The sequence below is a fragment of the Streptomyces sp. C genome (genome assembly GCF_000158895.1).
Taxonomy (GTDB): domain Bacteria; phylum Actinomycetota; class Actinomycetes; order Streptomycetales; family Streptomycetaceae; genus Streptomyces; species Streptomyces racemochromogenes.
The window spans coordinates 735,166-737,229 of record NZ_GG657750.1 but is presented as its reverse complement, the minus strand read 5'-3'; the positions used below and the strand labels follow the sequence as shown (position 1 = coordinate 737,229).

Below are 2,064 nucleotides of genomic sequence, written 5' to 3'. Positions count from 1 at the left end.
TACCCGCTGATCGTGCTCTCGCCCGGTTTCACCGTGCCCCGCGCCACCCTCAGTGCGCTCGCCGAGGACCTGGCCTCCCGGGGCTACGTGGTCGCCGCCGTCGACCACGCCTACGAGAGCGACGCCACCGCCTTCCCCGGCGGCCGGATCCTGACCTGCCTGGCCTGCGACCGGTCACAGGGCCCGGGGGGCCACGCGGCCGTCGCGAAGGTCCGGGCCGCGGACGTCTCCTTCCTCCTGGACCGGCTCGCCGCCCACCACCCGGCCTGGCGCCACGCCGGGCTCATCGACCAGCGCCGCATCGCCATGGGGGGCCACTCCATGGGCGGCTCGGCCGCCCTGGCGGCCATGACCGCCGACCAGCGGATCCGTGCGGGCTTCGACATGGACGGGGGCCTGCCCGAGCCCCTTCCGGCCGCCGGGACCGGCGGCCGGCCCTTCATGCTGTTCGGCTCCGCCGCCAGCGTGCCCGGGAGCCCGGTGAACGGCGACTGGCCGGGGGCGTGGCCGCACCTCGACGGCTGGAAGCGCTGGGTCACCGTCGACGGAACCGACCACTTCGGCCTCACCGACTTCCCCGTCATCCGCGACCAGCTCGGCGTGCCCCACCCCGGGGCGCCGCTGTCCGGCCCCCGCACCGTCGAGCTGACCCGCACCTACGCCGCCGCCTTCTTCGACCAGCACCTCAAGGGGCAGCCCAGGCCGGTCCTGGACGGCCCCCGCGCGGACACGCCCGAGGTCCGCTTCCACAACCCGTGAGAGGCCGGTACGGGGACCCGCGCGGGTCCCCGTACCGCACCCGGCGGCTACACCGGGACGGACACGAACGTCCGGCCCGCCTCGTTCACCACCAGGACCTCCTTGACGTCCGAGGGGTCCACGGCCGCGGAGCCGTCCAGGGACGCGCCCTTGCCCTCGCCGTGCTCCGCCGTGCCCACCACCCAGCCGCCCGCCGTGGCGCGCGTGCCGTCCCGGGAGACCACCACCAGACGGCACCGCTCGCCCGCCGGCACCCCGGTCACCGCCGCGCGCAGCCGTACCCACTTGGCGGCCGGCGTCAGCTGTACGGTCATCCGCGCGCCCGTCCCCGCGTCCGTCGCGGAGGCCACCCGGGTCCCCGCCACCGGCGGCGACGGCGCCGCGGACACGGTCGGCGACGGCGGCGGAGGCAGCGCCCCGGTGCTCCCGTCGTCCGCGCCCACCCGGGCCCCGGCCCAGAACACCGCGGCCAGCGAGGCCGCCGCGGCCAGGCCGGCCACACCGGCCCGCCACCGCGCGGCCGCCGCCCGCTCCCCGCGCACCTGCCGCAGGGTCCGCTGGAGCATCAGGTCCCCGCCCTGCGGGGGTCCGTCCAGGAAGGCCTCCGCGGGTACCTCCCCGAGCACCCTCTCCATCTCGCGCAACGCGGCCACCTCCTCCCGGCACCGTACGCAGCCGCCGAGGTGCTCCTCGACGCGCCGCGCCTCGTCCTCGTCCAGGACGCCGAGCACGTACGGGCCGAGCAGTTCCACTTCCTCCTCGTGCCGTTGCCGGTTCACGCCACCACCTCCCGCAGTCCGCCGGGCTGCTGGGGCGGCCGGCCGCTTCCTCTCCTCCTGGCGCCCTCACCGGCGCCGTCCCCGAACACCTCGCGCAGGGCCTTCAGCGCGTAGTGCGAGCGCGACTTGACCGTGCCCGCCGGGATGCCGAGCCGGTCGGCGGCCTCGGCCACGCTGTGCTGGCGGTAGTACAACTCCGTCAGCACGTCCCGGTGTTCCGGCGACAGCCGGTCCAGGGCGCCGAGCACCGTCATGGTGTCCACCACCGCGTCCGCGTGGTCCCCCTCGACGGGGGGAGCGGCCGCGGAACCGGAGACCTCCGGCGGCCGCGCGGCCTTGGCCCGGTACCGGTCCGTGATGATGTTGCGGGTCACGGTGAGCAGCCAGCCGCGCACCGAGCCCTTCCCGTTGACCAGGACCTCGGAATGCCGCCAGGCCCGGATCAGCGTCTCCTGGACGACGTCCTCGGCGGCGGCCCGGTCCCCGGTCAGCCGGGTGGCGTAGGCGAGCAGGGCGTTGCCGTGCT

General features: G+C 76.5%; 2 protein-coding genes and 1 pseudogene. 1 reads left to right on the top strand and 2 read right to left on the bottom strand.

Going from position 1 to position 2,064, the window contains the following annotated elements:
* Positions 1 to 759, top strand: a pseudogene (locus SSNG_RS03335) (alpha/beta hydrolase); the annotation flags it as partial.
* Positions 760 to 806: 47 nt separating this feature from the next.
* Here SSNG_RS03335 and SSNG_RS03330 read toward each other — a convergent pair.
* Positions 807 to 1,538, bottom strand: a complete 732-nt coding sequence (locus SSNG_RS03330) for a zf-HC2 domain-containing protein (RefSeq protein ID WP_007262379.1) — start codon at positions 1,536 to 1,538, stop codon at positions 807 to 809.
* A partial coding sequence (locus SSNG_RS03325) for a sigma-70 family RNA polymerase sigma factor (protein WP_063749870.1) occupies positions 1,535 to 2,064 on the bottom strand: 530 nt, incomplete at its 5' end. The genes SSNG_RS03330 and SSNG_RS03325, both read right to left, overlap by 4 nt.